The following is a 16,153-nucleotide window of genomic DNA, read 5'->3' as shown; positions in this document are numbered from 1 at the left end:
TCATAGATAGGAAAGGAACAAGCTGTCGAGCAACCGCGACCAGCCGGACACCAGCACGAACAACAGCAATTTGAGTGGCAGGGAAATGGTCATTGGCGAGACCATTTGCATGCCCAGTGCCAGCAGCAGGTTGGAGACAATCAGGTCGATCACGATGAAGGGAATGTAGATCAGGAAGCCGATCTCGAACCCTGCCTGCAGTTGCGACAGTACGAACGCCGGAATCAGCAGGATCAGGTCTTCGCGCTGCACCTCCCGCGCCATTTGCTCAGGCCACAGGCGCGTGGTGTTTTCCTGCAGATGCGTCAATACATCTGCATCCACATTGCGCAGCATAAATGCGCGCAACGGTTGGATGGCCTCACTGCCCGTCTGCAGAAACGTTTGCACGTTACTCATGTCCAGGGGTGAGACCTTGACGCTCTCGGCAATCTCATAGCCAACCGGCGCCATGATGAACAGCGTGGCCGCCAGCGCAATACCATTGATGGCCATGCTTGGCGGCACCTGCTGCACGCCGATAGCGTTGCGGGTGATCATCAGCACAATGACGATCTTCAAAAACGATGTGCAGATGATCAGCAGCATGGGCATCAACGCCAATGCCCCCAGAAATACCGCCAGGATAAGGGGGTCTATCCCCTGAAGTGTCATGGGCCGAACATCACACGGGACAACTGCAACCCCAGGCGCCCGTCGACTTCCACCAACTGGCCCACGCCAATGGGCCGATCGCCGTAATACAGACCGGCCATACCGGGAGCATAACCAGCAATGCCCAGCACCGAGCCGGGCGCGAGGTTACGCAGTTCGCCCAAGGTCAGGTTCAGTGTTCCGCAGCGTACGTTCAGCGCCATGCTTAACTCATCGAACGGCTCATTGCCGAATACATCCATCACGGGCTCCTCTTCCTCATGTCCCGAGTGGTGGGGGGGTGCAAAATCTTCGTCCACAGACGTGTCCTCGATAGATGTAACAGTCAGACACAACTGCCTGGTGTCGTCGTCAATGCAGCCATGCAGCCGCTGCCTGCCAGCCTGTACATAACCGGTGCCCTGAGCTTGGAAAAAACTCTGCTCGAACACCAACACATCACCGGTGCGCAGGCTGCGTAGTTGTGCAATTGGTAACTTCATGCACCCGAGGGTGACGGCAATGGCCAGTTGAAAAGACGCCGGCATCGGCGCAGCAATGGCACGCCACGGTCCGGCCTCACACAAGGCCAGAAAGCTTTCACAGGCCAGCCAAACGTAACCGCCGACCCGGGAGCCTCCCAGGGTCACGCTGAGCCGACAGCCAAACTCCGTCGGGCGATCCGTTTCCAGCAAGCGCACATAACCCAGCAACGACCGTATCTCGGGGCTCAGGTGGTACTGATACAACGCCCAGAACCAGGAATCCGGATCGTTGCCAAACTGGGCCAAGGTCATCGGGCACTCACTCATCAGGCTGAGCAACGGCCCTGCTTCATCGAGCGCCAGCACACCACACGCCGTCTCAAAGCACACAGGCTTGCCACCGCCAGCAGGCGCACGCCCCGGCTCAAGCCGCAACTCGCCGGCCTGCCCGGCAACCTGAAACGGCAGGCTTAGCCCGCGCCCCAATCGACGGCGGGCGGCAACCGTATCGCCATTCATCAAGGGAACTGTCAGTGCCGGCATCAGCATGCGCAACCGACGACAGGCAGACGCAGGCTCACCGCAAGGCCCAGCTCTCCTGCGAGGCGACCCTCACACTGCTGGCGTACGCCACTGAGCCAGCGCGCCGTAGCGTCCTGTTCCGCCTCCAACTCGATCGCCCAGCCCCCCTGCTCACGGCGCACGCTGGCGTTGATTCGCCCCAAGCGAGGCAAGTACAAAACCGCCTGCAACGGCCAATGCGAAGCGAGCTGCACACGAGGCGCCAGTTGCTCGGTCAGTGCCACGATCATGGCAATGTCAGACGACGCCTTCTTGCTGGACAAGGAAGCCCCCGCCCCAGAAGCATTACCGTCGTCGGTAAAGAGTTGGGCGAACACTCGCCCGAGTTCCAGAGGCACACCTCCTGTCGCGCGTGGCTCAACATCTTCGCGTGGCTCACGGGGACGTGTGCGCTCCGTGGGTTTATTTGAAACCTGGGTCATGTCGGTTCCTCAGCAAGTAAACGGGACAATTCCTGAAGTTTTTCTACCTGCCGCAGGCACTCGGTGACCTGCTTCTGGGCGCTGCCAACGCGACTTTCTCTTTCACCCTGCTGGCTGCGTAACGCCTCCAACTGGCCCATGTCCCGCTGGGTGCTAGCAGAGAGGGATCGCTCCTTCGCACCCCACGATTTCAGAGCCTTCAGGCTCAGCACCTGACCCTGATGTTGACTGAACAATTGAGCACTCTTGCGGGCTTCCTCTTGCCGCGTTTGTTCAAGCGCATCCTGAGCCCGCTGGATATGTGCGAGCAGGGCCTGCTGGGCTCGCTTCGCCTCACGCAGGGCGCGCTCGGCCCGGTCAGCCCTATGCCTGCGCAGGCGCCGCAGCATTTCGACTTCACCAAGGTGCACATCAGAAGGGGACATGAGTGGTCAGATCCTTGAGTTGCTCCAGCGTCGTTTGCATGGGTGTCGGCTCACGCAGATCCTGGCGCAGGAAGCCATCGACCGCCTGACGACTGTCCACCGCCAAATCGGTCAGAGGATCGCTGCCTGGTTGGTACTCCCCCAATTTGAGCATCAGTTCGATCTGCTGGTACGCCGACAACAAACGACGCAATGCCGTACCCGCCTGGATATCCATGGGTTGCGCGACGTTGCTCAATATCCGCGAAAGACTTGCCAGTACATCCACCGCCGGGTAATGCCCACGCTCGGCTAATTTGCGCGACAGCACGATATGCCCGTCGAGTAGCGAGCGAACCTCATCAGCGACCGGATCATTCATCGAGTCCTGCTCAATCAGCACGGTATAGATCGCGGTAATCACGCCCTCACGGGTCAACCCGGCGCGCTCCACCAACCGTGGTAACAAGCTGTACACCGACGGCGGCAAACCTCCACGACCCAAGGGCTCACCGGCAGCCAGGCCGATTTCGCGCTGCGCCCTGGCAAAACGAGTCAACGAATCAATCAGCAGCAATACCCGCTGCCCCTTGCGCCGGAACCCCTCGGCCAACGCCGTGGCCGTGAACGCGGCACGGGCGCGCTCCATGCTCGATCGGTCGGAGGTGGCGCACACCAGCACGGCTTTGGCACGTAGTTGCTCATCCAGTTCATGGTCGAGAAACTCGCGCAGCTCCCGCCCCCGCTCACCGATCAGGCCGAAGACGATGACATCGCACTCCACGTTACGGGCGATTTCGGCCAGCAAAGTGGTCTTGCCGCAGCCCGCACCAGCGAATAGACCGACACGCTGACCTTCGCCAAGCGTCAACAACCCATCAATCGAACGCACGCCGGTAGCCAGCGCCCGGCTGATCCTCGGTCGCTCGGTGGGCAATGGCGCTTCACACAACACCGCGCTGGTATCCGGTAAGTCAGTCTCGACAAACGCACTCACGCCCTGCCCTGTAATCGGCCGTCCGAACCCATCCAACACTTGGCCCAACAGTGCCTCGCTGACGCGCACACGGTGCGATACCCCAAGGCGCTCCACGCTGGCACCTACCCGTACGCCTTCCAAATTTCCCAGGGCACTGAGCACCGCGTCCTGCTGATCGAAACCAATGATTTCGGCGAGCATGGAGTCGCCTGGATTTTTTTCCACTTGGCACAAGTCACCGATGCGCGCGTGGGGCAGCCGACACTGCAGCAGCATGCCGTTGACGCGTTGGATTCGGCCACGCATCGTCACCGGAGCAAAGCTGATCAGTGATTGGGCCTGGCGCTGCTGCCAGGCGTGGAGACGTGCCTGCATATCTTCACTCACCAGCGCACCTCGTAACGCTGCTCGCCATCGAAAACCACCTTGCCGTTATCGATCTGCACCAGTCGCAACCCTTCCACTTCGTCCCCAAGAAACAGTCGAATGCCCTCTTCCAAGAGAACGTGACCGTTCGGCCCTCCGACGATCTGAACAATCCTGAATGGAAGTGCGTTATCACGCACACGCACACGGCTGATCACCGGCACCGAGCTGTCGAACTGCTCACCAAAACGGCTGAGCATGCGCGTCACCAGTTCCACTTCGTCCTGGGAGACATCGCCATTGAGCGCGACCTGGCCATTGATCACTTGCAAGCTGACGCGCTGACCCAACTCCCGCTCGCTGAGCATCTTCAACAACTGCTGGCGCACCTCGAAGGGCGATGCCAATTCGTGCTTTTGAACCACAGGAGCCTTCAAGGACGCCTGTGCCTCGCGCTCCCCAGTGGAAACCATGCCAACCACAATGATGATGACCGCCAGCACTAACACCAGGCTGATCAAACGCTTTTGCTGCGAGTGGGAGATCGACGATAACTTCAGCTCCCACTCAAGCACACGTAGCTCAAACATCTTCAAAACCTCCACGCTGGCCATGGCCAAGTACTCATGCCACCGCACCACGCATCAGTTCGTCCTGGCCCAGGTCGATGCGCCCCAGCACTTTGACCTTTGAGGTACTCCCTAACTCGGCAAACGACAGCACCGGGACATGGTTGAACTCTTCCAACAGCAAGGTCCGCAAGGGGCTACGCAGGTCCTGCGCCACCAACATCACGCTCTTGCTCTTGGCCCTCAAACTAAAAGCTTGATTGAGCAGGTTGATCAACGCGGCGCTGTTGTCGTCGTCAAGCGCGAAAAACACACCCGTCTGAGTCTGTCGCAATGCTTCACGCAGGATGTTTTCAGTGTGTGGTGACAGCAGCCAGGCATGCAGACCGTCGGCCTCGCTGTACTGGTGGAAGATCTGCGCCTTGAGTGCAATTCGCGCATAGTCAGCCAATGCTTCCGGCTCACGCTCATGCTGGCCGTACTCGATCAGCGATTCGACGATCAGTCGCACAGCCCGCAGCGGTACCCCTTCGCTGGCGAGGCGTTGCAACACTGCCGAGAACCGTGACAGCGGCATGATTCGCTGCAGTTCCTGCACCAGTTCCGGCTGGTTGTGCTCCAGCCAACTGAGGATCGACTTGCTCTCCTGGATCCCCAGGAACTGAGGCCCACTGAGCATCATGGCCTGCTTCATGCGTTCAAGGATCAGGCTTGTCGCCGTGAAACGCTCCAATTGCGGATCATCAAGCAATGGATCATCCGGCTCCAGCCAGATCCATTCCTGCTCATCACGCTCAGCCAGCCCCCGTACTCCGTGCTCATGCTCACCCTTCAACGCGTTACGATCAACGGCAAGCAGGCTGACAACCGACGCCTTGACCATCGGCACTTCATGCACACAGAAACGCATCTCGTCGATGGCCAGCGAGTCATCGAGTTCGACTTCGAAGGGCGGCAGTGTCAGGCCGATGTTGGCAACCAGAGCATTTCGAGACTGGCGGATCCCGTGAATCAGCTCCATCACCTCCGGCGTTCCACGCAAAACTGGCGGAAACTGCAACAGGTAGGGGCGAGACGGGTCGAACCCGCGCAAGTCCTCTTTTCCGTTCTCCTCAGGACGCACGGCTTCGCTGGTTTCGGACGCGGGTTGCGCTTGTCGTTGACGCTGGCGCATCAGGTAATACCCAAGGCTGCCGGTTATGAGCGAAATAAAGACAAATACCCCGGTAGGCATGCCGGGCACTATCGCAAACGCGAGCATCCCCACCGAAGCGATCATCCAGCTCTTGGGCTCGCTGGTCATTTGCCGGGCGATTTCAGCGCCCATGTTGCTGACGCCCTTGCGCCCCTCCGGTGCAACACGGGTGATGATCATGCCGGCAGTCAGGGAGATCAGCAGCGCCGGAATCTGCGCAATCAGGCCATCGCCGATGGTCAGGACCGAATACAACGCCATCGAATCAGCCGCACTCAAGCCGTGCTGAAACATGCCCGTAGAGAAGCCACCCAACAGGTTGACCACAACGATGATTAACCCCGCGATGGCATCACCCTTGACGAACTTCATGGCCCCATCCATGGCGCCGAACAATTGGCTCTCACGGGACAACTGCTCCCGCTTGTCTCGTGCTTGCGCGCCGTCAATCAGACCAGCACGCAAGTCGCTGTCGATGGACATCTGCTTGCCCGGCATCGCATCCAGACTGAACCGCGCCGCAACCTCGGCAACCCGCTCCGAGCCCTTGGTGATCACCAGGAAGTTGACCAGGGTAAGGATCAGGAAAATCACCATCCCCACCGCCAAGTTGCCTCCCACCACGAAATTACCGAAGGCCTCGACGATGTCGCCGGCGTCTTGCTCCAGCAGGATCAAACGCGTGGTTGCAATCGACAGTGCCAATCGAAACATGGTGGTCAACAACAGGATCGACGGGAAGGACGAAAATGCCAGGGGGCCCGGCAGGTAGAGCGCAAGAACGATCAACAGGCACGATATGCAGATATTGAGGGCAATCAGAATGTCCACCAGCCAGGTGGGCAGCGGCACGATAAAGATAAATACGATGGCCATGACCACCACAGCGCCCAACACCTCGGCGCGCTGTGCCACTTTGAGCAATATACGGTTGACGGCTGACACAGCCGTCACGTCATGGGCCTCGGCTCACCGGCAAACCGTAAGGGGCCACGCACGGCTCGGTCCAACTCACCGATCAGCGTCAAAAGAATCTGCAGGGACTCCTGGCGGACCCGCTTGTCGGGCCACAAGGCCAAGGGCAACTGCTGAAACAGCGGGTAGAGCGCATTGAGGGATGCCATTTGTCGGTCAACCGGACCGCCACCCAAATCGTTTCCCAACCGCAGCATTTCATCGACAGAGATACAGCCGCCGGCGTACCCCAGTATGCGTTGCAGCAAGCTCACGGCGTCATGCTCAATACTCAAACGCTGGATCAACGTGTGACAACCGGATAACACCGCGCTCAACTGCCCGCAGCTTTGCAGACCCAGCAGCAAAGTGCGCAACAAAGGTGTGGGCATTGACGACACCAGGGCCGCCAGGTCATCCGCCAAGGCCTTACGCATCGCGTTGAGCACGTCGCGAAACCGCTCGCCACCGTAATCACCCAGCAAAGCCTGCATCATGGTTGCCAAGGACTGGCGCGTGACCACACTGGCGTAGTAAAGCTGGCGCAGTTTCTGGCGCTCATGCGGGTCGGCCACAGCTGCCTGCAACGCCGTAGCAATGTTCAGGCCTGCCTGAATTTCCCCTTTGAACCGGAGTTGCAACTGGGCAATGGCATCGCGTGCCAATGCAGCCTCGGACGGACGCACTTCGCTGTCTGCCTGGGCCGTCACGTAGTTGAGCACTACGAAGGCGCGTGCTGGGTCACCTCCCGCGAGGCTGACCAATTCCTCAGTACTGACGCTCTTGCGCAACTGCTCAATGATGCTTCGTGAAATGGAAGCCATGCTCTTCTGGGCCGGATGGCCCAACTGATTATAAAGCTGCACAAGCTGCTCAACCGGGGACACACGCAACCCCATCTTCCGCCCGCTCAGCGCCCGGCTATTGAGCTCCACCTCCTGATTGAAAATATGTCCCATCTCATCAACGCCCTTCGCGGGCACAGGCACTGAGGAGGGGCTGGTAACCGCTTGATCCAAGGGGCGGATTGTTTGCACATCGTTGTTGGATTCAACTTTCATGGGCACGCCAGTACAGGGAGAGAGTGTGTCCCTCTGTGGCAGTGCCTATGCATACGGTTCCATCGAAATCTGATCGCACACAGCGTGTGAAAAAATTTGCACGAGCCTTCCGTGCTCCATGCAAAGTACTGCGTGAAATCGTCACGATTCAAAATATTTATATAAATAAATCAATAACTTACGATTTTTTTCTTTTGGCACAGGGAGTGCAAAAGGGTGCTGTCGACTCCCGCTCGACTGCGTCTACCCTAAGGAAAAAAATCATGAATATCCCTATCGGAGCTTTAGCTCAGCTCGTTGGCAGCTCACCTCAATTCATGCTTCACCTGACAGACGACCAGCAAAAAAAACTCAAACGTTTCATTCACAAGCGCGTACTCAATCCGGAAGATGCGGATGATCTTCTGCAACTCACGTACCTGGAAGCCTGGCGCAACCGCGAGCGATTCTGCGGGAATGCTTCGCTTAGCACCTGGATGTGCGGCATCGCACAGAACCTGATCCGTAATCACTTCAGGCGCATGTACGCCAAACCCGTACATTGCGAATTTGATGAGTCGTTGTGGCATGGCCACGAGGAAACCAACAACCTGGATTGGGAATTTGAGATCAACCGCCGCTTGGAGAACACGTTGAGCGCCATCGACCACTTGCCGACGGAAATGCGAAAGACGATGTACGCCTCGCTGGAAACCGACGGCAGTTACCAGGATACGGCCAACGTATTGGACATCCCTATCGGCACCGTTCGCTCCCGTCTGTCGCGTGCACGCGAACAGCTCAAGCGCGCCACCCACAACCCTTTTCAACCTTAAATCTGGCTGACTAGCCAAACGTTGGGCGACAGGGATATTTGCCCAACCGAATCAGGCCTCTTGCATGCGCGCAAGAAAGAGCGCCAATCTCCCAAACAGCGTAAAGACCGAGCCCAGTGTGTAAACCCACTTGATGTCATGAGCATCCGCCCGGTGTCCCAGCAGCGCCGCCATCCCGGTAAAACCAAACATCCGCCCGAGCAATCCCCCGGCAATCATCCGCACGTTGCCCTGCCCCATACCTGTGTAGACGCCGCCTACGGCCAGCCAACACGGCCATTTTCGATAAACAATTGAAAGCGTAGAAAAATTCTTAATAAAAATGCTTGACGCATTCCCGTTCTGCGCGAATAATGCGCGCCACTTGGCTACATAGCTCAGTTGGTTAGAGCATAGCATTCATAATGCTGGGGTCCGGGGTTCAAGTCCCTGTGTAGCCACCAAGTACCGATCCATAGACGTCTACAGCAGTCTATGAATCACCTCAAGAAGCCCGCCTAGTGCGGGCTTTCTTGTTTCTGACTGTTCACCTCTATCTACCCCTATCCTTCCCCACCGTGTATGCCCACGTGTATGCTTCATAAATAATTGAACTGAAGGCATACAAGGATGAAACGCACCGATATCAAGCGGCGCCCTCTCGCTGACACCACACTTTCCAGCCTGGAGCCTGAGGCCGGGGCATACCGCGAACTAGACAGCCCAGGGCTGTATTTCAGGGTCAAGCCGAACGGCCAAAAGTCTTGGGAGTTACGCTACAAGAAGCCAGACGGCAAATGGTCGTGGCTTGGCCTTGGCGGCTACCCGGAAGTGGGCGGTGCTTTCGCTCGGCAGAAAGCGGCTGAACTACGCGCAGACGCATCGGAAGGTAAGAACCCGATCACCTCCAAGAAAGCTCGCCAAGCTGCCGAGATCGACGCGGCCAACGACACCTTTGAAGCATTGGCAAGGGAGTGGCACACGTCTCGCTTGAGCGGCTGGGATGCTGGTACGGCCAAAAGAATACTCGGTGCACTCGAACGCCATGTATTCCCCTCGCTCGGTAAACGTCCCTACACCTCAATCATGTCGATGGAGTGGATGGAGCTATTGAGAGGGCTTGAACGTCAGGGGATTCTGGAACAGATGAGCCGTGTGAGGGCCTACTGCAAAGATATCTATGACCTGGCTCGCGTAACAGGCAGAGCCGTCAACAACCCGTTGGAGGGTGTACATAAATTTCTGTCCTCGGGAAAGGCAGAGAACTATGCCCACGTCTCCCCCGATGAGCTTCCGGGGTTACTTCGAGCGATACGCTCCTACCCCCACGCCAAAGATGTTCAGCTTGGTCTAAGGCTGTTGACCCTGATGGCCGTACGCCCCAGCGAACTCCGAGAAGCACATTGGGTAGAGTTCGATTTCGACAAGAAGCTGTGGACCGTTCCAGTCGAGCGCAAGGGTCGCAAGAAAGGTCGTGAGCACCTGGTGCCACTCTGCATTCAAGCAGTGGAAGCACTGTTAGAGCTTCGGCAACTAACCGGCGCTTACCCACTCCTGTTTCCAGGTAGAAGCGACCGCACCAAACCCCGCAGCGATACCGTTTTCCTAATGGCACTAAGACGCCTTGGTTACGAGGGGCGCCAGACAGGCCATGGCTTCCGCCACATCGCCAGCACGATCCTCAACGAGCACGGATATCCAGCGGACCATATCGAGGCCCAACTCAGCCACAAGGCACAAGGTGTTCGCGGGATTTACAACAAGGCTCAGTACCTTGAGCAACGCACACAGATGATGCAATGGTATGCCGATCACCTTGACGCCCTAGAGGTCGGAGATGTAGTGCAAGGTCAATTTGGGAAGGCCGTGTGAAGCCGTTAACTCTATACCCCTTCAAAAATCGTGTTACGGGTGTTACGCGTGTTACGCCTAACAATAACCCATTGTATTTATTGAATATATTTAGTGTTACACGCACTGCAAAGCTTCTGAGCGCCGCGTGTTACATCGGGCAGTCGTGTTACAGAAAGGCCATACCCGCAACCCTGCTGGCATCCGCGTTTCCCTCCGAAAACCGCTGCGTTAGCCCACTGGTCTCGGGGCGTCGGGGAGAACTCAATGGACATTGATTACGGCATAGAACTAGAGATCGCCGGTGTGGATGTCGACTGCCTACTTTGGGATCTCGACGATGTTGAAATCGCTGTTCGTACGTTGTCGTTGTATCACCAATTCTCGGAAACATTTAGCGATGCGTTTCACTGCATCGACAACGCGATGTCCTACTGGTTAGAGGACGGCCGCTACGCTGACTGCGCAGAATCAACTACGACGAGGATGTTTCATCTTCGAAGCGTGATTGAACAGCACGTTTGTTTTTCCGAAGCGACCTCACTACCTAGAGTCATTCGAGGCGTCTTAGGGATCAGTCACCCAGCCAGCGACACCCAGCTTGTAGCAACCTACGCGCTCATTCAGGCAGTCGAGGCAGTAGCGGCACTTGGCAACTGGCTTTTCAACCTAGAGCTGAGTCTCTATGACCTTGACTATGATCTGGTCGAGCAGATCAGGCTAACTGACGCCACCCAGTATGCTTCTCTCCTCAAAAGGGAAAGGGAGCGTAATAGCGAACTTGAAATAGAGGCCCGGGAGGAGTTCGCCATTCGGTATGGCGAGACCTCAAAAGCATTGATGTTAGCTTCGCTGTACCAAGAAGCCGACCACATGGACAACCTCAGAAACGACTTGATCGCATCTCGGTTTCTGCGAACTGCACTCGATCAGGCATTTGCAGCAAAAGCGTCGGAAAGGGCCAAAGCAGCTGGGAAAGCCAATGGCAAGCCGGGGACAGCGAAGCAAGAGAACACCAAAAATCTTCTTGACGAGATAAGCAAATCGGCAATAAAGCAAATCGCTATTGACCCCAAAATATCAGCGGCCGACCTCATCAAAATACTCGTTCAACAGGGCAAGGGCTCTATACCCACCGTAAGGAAATACCTAAAGATAGGCGGTTTTCTACCAAGATAATTTTTACGCAGTGGAAGAAAAGCAAACCATGTTTGCTTTTTTTTTGCCTCTTAGTCTGTACCTGTCTTTCACTTTACAGGCACGACTATGACGAGCTCTCTCCCCTCCAAACCGACACACACCAAAGATCTGGCGCCTGCAACAAGGTTGATCAGAGTTACTGAAGTGATGGCCATTGTAGGCCTCGCCCGCCCCACCATTTACAAGCTCATGAGCCAGCCTGAAAGCGGCTTTCCACAAGCAGTAAAACTCACCGACAGCACTGCTCGTGGGGCCCCCGTCGCATGGGTCCTTTCTGAAGTTTTGGATTGGACTCACGCGCGCATCGCTGCTCGCGACAGGGTGGCGGCATGACTCCTATTTTCCTGCCACAAACGAATTTAGACACCGGCGATTTACTCGGCATCGGGCTCCTACCCAACGTTACTCCAAAAGGCCAAGACCGCCTCCGCACATTGCGCGATGACGCCATATCAAAAGGGGCCCACGTAATGCTTCTCGTCTGGCCGTCTCGCGAGTGGGTGATGCTTTCAATCGAGCCGCCAGAAGGGATCCCGGCTGAGGATACCGAGCAGCTCATTCCGAGTGTCCGGGCCAACGTGACTGCGCTCGAGCTCATGCTTACGAACTCTCGGCATGGCAATCACCTGTTCTGGATGAGCTTGAGTCGTGTCGCTTCCCAGCACTAACGAAAACGCCCCCGGCGGCAACCGGAGGCGTTGAGGTAAATCTACATGCTTGATCAATTTATGCCGCATCAAAAAAAACCGCAAGAGATCTGCACAGTTGCACTTTCAAAAAACGGACGTTACTCTCTGGCTGTCGCTGCAAATTCAGCGACCGGGTTTGACGGCCCGTTCAACAATAGGCGCACAGGCGCCCCCATTACGATTGCAGGCGCTTTTTTTGTGCCCGCATATCCGTTTTATGGTGGCTGTGCGTGGGAGACCTTCGGGTCTGCCGGGTTCCTATTGTCCCGGTCCGTCAACCTGCGCACAGCTGCCACCCTAATTCGTTTGACGGCGAACCGTGGCAGCTCCTCAACAATAGGAGTTTCGCCCCATGCACGCCCTCAATCCGTCCAAAATTCGCGCCGCTGCTCATCGAGCAATGGCTCTCGCCGCTTTACACGCAAACTCCAGCCTCGCTACACGCCTTTCCCGTTACAACGCCCATATGTCCAAGGCTCGCGCCCTGGAAGCCGCAGGGGGTGCCCAATGAGCATGCTCCCAGGCTTTTCACTGCCCGAGGATCTACTCTGCGTCAGCCAAGATGCTGAAGCCGGTATTCCAATCGACGCCATCACCTGCGCCCTGGACCGAGCCGATTCAGTTCTGATGCTGCTGGAAGATCATTTAGACGGCGATAAACCTGCGCTCTCCAACCGCGTACTGTCATCCGTTATTTGGGACGTGCGCGGCACCCTGGGCTTGATCAAAACACTCGCCTTGTACGGTGATGCCTCCTCTGTGCCAATGGGCCAGAAAGGCGGTGCGCTGTGAACACTGCCACTACTCTTGGGCGTGCTGAATTTTCGTGTGTTAACGACACCCACCAGAAATTATTTCGGGTGAATGCAGGCGTGCCGATCGAGGACGCACTTGAGGCCATATCGCTGTTTCAGTACTACGCCAATCAACTGACCCTCGACGCAGCCATGAGTGACAAAGGCGAGCGTTTCAGTTGGCCAGCGTTCTACCTGGGCGAGATGGCAAAAGCGCTGATCGATGACGTGAACGATGCTCTGTACGCAGCGAGTACAACGCCATGACTCAGCGCACCGGCAACACCTCAAAACGCCCCAGCTTTGCCGACGTAAAAAACGCTGCCCTCAAGAACATCGACCGCGTACTTGCTCACTGGCTGCCAAACGGCAAACGTGTTGATGGCGGCAAGGAATACACCGCACCGAATCCCACGCGCACTGACAAACGTGCGGGCTCACTCAAGGTCAATTTGAACAAAGGCACCTGGGCGGATTTTGCCACCGGCGATAAGGGGGGCGACCTGATCGACCTGGTGCGTTACATCGACGGCGGAACGGACGTTCAGGCCTGTAAAAAACTGGCAGATCTGCTCAACGTTTCCGCAGGATCTGCAACCACCAAAAGCACACCAGCCAAGAGTGCAACGCCGGAGTGGGTCGCGATTCAACCGATCCCGGCCGAGGCCATGAACAAGTGCCCTGCCAAACACCGGCAACACGGTGTTCCGTCCAAGGTGTGGATCTATCGCGATGCGCAGGGCCAACCGGTCATGGCGCTGTATCGCTTCGACCTAGGCCCAGATGAAGAGGGCAAACCGAGGAAGGTCTTTGCACCGTTGACCTGGTGCAAGCGCTCCGATGGGCAAACCACGCAATGGCGCTGGCAAGGATTGCTGGAGCCTCGGCGACTGCTGCGCCTGGATGAGCTGGCGCAGCGGGCCGATGCGCCTGTGGTGCTGTGTGAAGGCGAAAAGGCTGCTGATGCCGCCGCTGAACTGATGCCCGACCATGTAGCCACGTGCTGGCCGAACGGCTCCAACTCTTGGCACAAGGCCGACCTGACGCCACTCAAAGGGCGCACGGTGGTGCTATGGCCGGATAACGATGCCAGCGGGAAGACCTGCATGGGCGCCATCGAGCTCAAGTTGATTGAGCTGGGTGTCGCTTCGGTACAACGAATCTCGCTCGACGTGTTCAAGCTCAAGCCCAGCAGCAAAGGCGGAAAGCCCACGCTCATCAAGGGTGGAAAATGGTCAGACGGCGACGACGCAGCGGATGCATTAGCCAAAGGCTGGACCGCTGGCCACGTCGCCGAGCTGGTGCGCAGCGGTGAGTTTTTCGACGGTGCCTCTGAGCCAACTGAACCCCAAGAACAGACGACCAAGGCGCCCGCCAAACGCCCCGCGAAATCGAAAAATGATCTGTTGCCGGGCGGCTTTCGCCTGACCGCTGAAGGGGTGTTTTATTCCGGCGATGATGGTGAGGCACGCCCCGTGTGTTCGCCTCTCGAAATCATCGCTCGCACTCGCGACGACAAGGGCCAGAACTGGGGTTTGCTGGTTGAGTTCGACGACCCGGACGGCGCCAAAAAACGCTGGAACATTCCAGCCCGAACCATGACCGGCGATTTTGGCAAGGATGTACTCGGGCCACTGGTAGACATGGGCCTACGCCTTGCCGGAAGTCGGTCGGGGCGCAATGCCCGTAATGACCTGCAGAGCTATCTCGGCGGCTTCGACAGCGCCCAGCGCGCACGTTTGGTAACGCGCCTGGGTTGGCACGACAACGCATTCCTTCTACCCGAACAACAGATCGGCTCACACTCCGAGCACCTGCATTTTTATGAAGCCGGTGCTCAACTGCCACCGATCAGCGAGGCCGGCTCTCTGGAGCAATGGCAGCAACAAATCGGCGCGCTGTGCGTTGGCAACCACCGCTTGGCGTTTGTCGTCTCTGTGGCGTTTGCAGGGCCTTTTCTGAACCTACTGGGGCATGAGTCGGGCGGCTTCCACCTCTACGGCGACAGCTCCGGCGGCAAGACCACTCACTTGCAAGTCGCAGCCTCGGTTTATGGCGGGCCGCGTCTGGTGCGTTCGTGGCGCTCGACAGATAACGCCTTGGAGTCCATCGCCGCTGCACACTCAGACGGCCTCCTGGTGCTGGATGAAATCGGCATGTGCGATCCGCGCATTATCGGCGAGACGGTCTACATGCTTGGCAACGGCACCGGCAAGGCTCGGGCGAATGATCGAGGACAAGCGGGCCGACAGGTGCAGGAGTGGCGCTTGCTGTTTCTCTCGACCGGCGAGAAGACGTTGGCGCAGCACATGGCGGATGCCAACAAGGAACTAAAAGCCGGTATGGAGGTGCGCATGCTCGCCGTGCCTGCGGATGCCAGCAAAGGCCTCGGCATGTTCGACGTGCTAAACGGTTTTGAAGACGCAGCCGCCCTCTCCGATGCGCTCAAGGCCCGTGTAGCCAAATACTACGGCACGCCCCTCACCGCCTTCCTGAACGCGCTGTGCGCGCCTGGAGAAATGCTCAGATGGTCGGTGATCATTCGCCGCACTGTGGAGCAGTTCATCACTCAAAACCTACCCGCATCGGCCAGTGGGCAAGCCCAACGTGCCGCCCTTCGCTTTGGCCTCGCAGCAGCGGCCGGAGAGTTGGCCACCGCCTTCGGCGTCACCGGCTGGCCGGATGGTACGGCCACGACTGCTGCACGGGTTTGCCTGCATGCGTGGCTGGCTGAGCGTGGCGGCGCCGGTAACTTCGAGGGTGACGCGATCTTGGCGCGGTTACACCAAGTCATCGAACGGTTCGGAGAAAGCCGCTTTACCCGCTGGGAATCTGCCGCCGCCAAGATCGATGAGCATGGCCCACGCACGATTGATCGACTGGGCTTTCGCAAGACGATGGAACACGGCATGGGGGATGCCCTGCACACCACCAATACCTACTACGTTCTGCCTGAAGCTTGGAAGGCCGAGATCTTCAAGGGCATGAATATCAGTGCGGTGAACAAGGAGCTGCTGCAACGGGGCGTGCTCGAGCCGGGAACCGACGGAAAGGCGTACAGCTTGACTCGCCTGCCCGGGTTAGGACCTCAACGCTGCTACGTGGTGAAGACCGTTCCAGGAACGGATGAAGGCGAGGCAAAGGCCGCCTGACGGCATGCCTGCTGATCGAGGTA

At 57.7% G+C, this 16,153-nt stretch carries 14 protein-coding genes, 1 tRNA gene and 2 pseudogenes; 8 read left to right on the top strand and 9 right to left on the bottom strand.

The features are described from left to right. The 8 genes and pseudogenes from sctR to AOA61_RS13220 form a co-directional block, all read right to left on the bottom strand. Window positions 1–654, bottom strand: a complete 654-nt coding sequence (sctR, locus tag AOA61_RS13255; RefSeq protein WP_032886095.1) for a type III secretion system export apparatus subunit SctR — start codon at window positions 652–654, stop codon at window positions 1–3. After that, a complete protein-coding gene (locus AOA61_RS13250) occupies window positions 651–1,667 on the bottom strand; it encodes a FliM/FliN family flagellar motor switch protein (protein WP_099601935.1) in 1,017 nt (338 codons plus the stop codon). The genes sctR and AOA61_RS13250 overlap by 4 nt, the downstream gene beginning before the upstream one ends. Then, window positions 1,661–2,122, bottom strand: a complete 462-nt coding sequence (locus AOA61_RS13245; protein ID WP_099601934.1) for a type III secretion system HrpP C-terminal domain-containing protein — start codon at window positions 2,120–2,122, stop codon at window positions 1,661–1,663. The genes AOA61_RS13250 and AOA61_RS13245 overlap by 7 nt, the downstream gene beginning before the upstream one ends. Continuing rightward, the gene (locus tag AOA61_RS13240; RefSeq protein WP_032886091.1) at window positions 2,119–2,547 is read right to left on the bottom strand and encodes a YscO family type III secretion system apparatus protein; all 429 of its coding nucleotides are present in this window, start codon (window positions 2,545–2,547) and stop codon (window positions 2,119–2,121) included. The genes AOA61_RS13245 and AOA61_RS13240 overlap by 4 nt, the downstream gene beginning before the upstream one ends. Continuing rightward, window positions 2,534–3,892, bottom strand: a complete 1,359-nt coding sequence (locus tag AOA61_RS13235; RefSeq protein WP_032886089.1) for a FliI/YscN family ATPase — start codon at window positions 3,890–3,892, stop codon at window positions 2,534–2,536. The genes AOA61_RS13240 and AOA61_RS13235 overlap by 14 nt, the downstream gene beginning before the upstream one ends. Continuing rightward, a pseudogene (locus AOA61_RS13230) lies at window positions 3,889–4,431 on the bottom strand (type III secretion protein); the annotation flags it as partial. The gene AOA61_RS13235 and the pseudogene AOA61_RS13230, both read right to left, overlap by 4 nt. 64 nt (window positions 4,432–4,495) lie before the next feature. Continuing rightward, window positions 4,496–6,589, bottom strand: coding sequence for a type III secretion system export apparatus subunit SctV (gene sctV, locus AOA61_RS13225; protein ID WP_032886088.1), 2,094 nt, complete (start codon window positions 6,587–6,589; stop codon window positions 4,496–4,498). Then, the gene (locus tag AOA61_RS13220; RefSeq protein WP_099601933.1) at window positions 6,586–7,650 is read right to left on the bottom strand and encodes a TyeA family type III secretion system gatekeeper subunit; all 1,065 of its coding nucleotides are present in this window, start codon (window positions 7,648–7,650) and stop codon (window positions 6,586–6,588) included. The genes sctV and AOA61_RS13220 overlap by 4 nt, the downstream gene beginning before the upstream one ends. A 263-nt stretch (window positions 7,651–7,913) precedes the next feature. On the opposite strand from AOA61_RS13220, the gene AOA61_RS13215 reads away from it, so the two are divergent. Beyond that, window positions 7,914–8,465 (top strand): RNA polymerase sigma factor, encoded by a 552-nt coding sequence (locus AOA61_RS13215; RefSeq protein WP_032886085.1) that lies wholly within the window; start codon window positions 7,914–7,916, stop codon window positions 8,463–8,465. A 51-nt stretch (window positions 8,466–8,516) separates the two neighbouring features. Here the strand turns inward: AOA61_RS13215 and AOA61_RS32225 are convergent. Beyond that, window positions 8,517–8,696: pseudogene (locus AOA61_RS32225) on the bottom strand (MFS transporter); the annotation flags it as partial. A gap of 135 nt (window positions 8,697–8,831) precedes the next feature. Between AOA61_RS32225 and AOA61_RS13205 the strand changes: the two are divergent. From AOA61_RS13205 to AOA61_RS13170, 7 genes are all read left to right on the top strand, one after another. Then, window positions 8,832–8,908, top strand: a tRNA-Met gene (locus AOA61_RS13205). A 166-nt stretch (window positions 8,909–9,074) separates the two neighbouring features. Continuing rightward, window positions 9,075–10,316 (top strand): tyrosine-type recombinase/integrase, encoded by a 1,242-nt coding sequence (locus AOA61_RS13200; protein ID WP_099601931.1) that lies wholly within the window; start codon window positions 9,075–9,077, stop codon window positions 10,314–10,316. A 246-nt stretch (window positions 10,317–10,562) separates the two neighbouring features. Beyond that, the gene (locus AOA61_RS13195; RefSeq protein WP_099601930.1) at window positions 10,563–11,474 is read left to right on the top strand and encodes a hypothetical protein; all 912 of its coding nucleotides are present in this window, start codon (window positions 10,563–10,565) and stop codon (window positions 11,472–11,474) included. An 87-nt stretch (window positions 11,475–11,561) separates the two neighbouring features. Then, complete coding sequence (locus tag AOA61_RS13190; protein WP_099601929.1) at window positions 11,562–11,828, top strand: AlpA family transcriptional regulator; 267 nt, start codon at window positions 11,562–11,564, stop codon at window positions 11,826–11,828. Window positions 11,829–12,691: 863 nt separating this feature from the next. Further along, a complete protein-coding gene (locus tag AOA61_RS13180; protein WP_015636993.1) occupies window positions 12,692–12,976 on the top strand; it encodes a hypothetical protein in 285 nt (94 codons plus the stop codon). Continuing rightward, window positions 12,973–13,245: a DUF3077 domain-containing protein gene (locus tag AOA61_RS13175; protein WP_099601927.1), complete on the top strand. Its 273-nt coding sequence runs from the start codon at window positions 12,973–12,975 to the stop codon at window positions 13,243–13,245. Before AOA61_RS13180 ends, AOA61_RS13175 begins: the two co-directional genes overlap by 4 nt. Then, on the top strand, window positions 13,242–16,130 hold the full coding sequence (locus AOA61_RS13170) for a DUF927 domain-containing protein (RefSeq protein WP_099601926.1): 2,889 nt from the start codon (window positions 13,242–13,244) through the stop codon (window positions 16,128–16,130). The genes AOA61_RS13175 and AOA61_RS13170 overlap by 4 nt, the downstream gene beginning before the upstream one ends. Window positions 16,131–16,153: the final 23 nt, after the last annotated feature.

The sequence above is a fragment of the Pseudomonas sp. 2995-1 genome (assembly GCF_002742505.1).
Classification (GTDB): Bacteria; Pseudomonadota; Gammaproteobacteria; order Pseudomonadales; family Pseudomonadaceae; genus Aquipseudomonas; species Aquipseudomonas sivasensis.
This window is presented reverse-complemented; position numbering and strand designations above follow the sequence as displayed.